We start from the raw sequence: 224 nt of genomic DNA on the forward strand, positions 1-224 counted from the left end.
TGGGTGAACAGTGTAGATCTTGGAGATCGGCCGTTCAAATTGAAAGTAGAAGGTATGGGCGATTTGGTTACCGATACATTGAGTATTTCTACAGGGGCTACAGCTAATTATCTAGGTATCCATAACGAAAAATTTAATATCGGACGCGGCTTAAGTCCTGGCGCACCCTGCGAGGGTTGCTTTTACCGCGTTAAAGAAATCGTGGTTGGCGTTGTTGGGGCTGG

1 pseudogene is annotated in these 224 nt (G+C 46.4%); it reads left to right on the forward strand.

The features are described 5' to 3' along the window. Positions 1–224, forward strand: a pseudogene (locus QCD85_RS23780) (thioredoxin-disulfide reductase); the annotation flags it as partial.

Source organism: Paenibacillus sp. PsM32 (assembly GCF_030433815.1).
Taxonomy (GTDB): Bacteria; Bacillota; Bacilli; order Paenibacillales; family Paenibacillaceae; genus Saccharibacillus; species Saccharibacillus kyungheensis.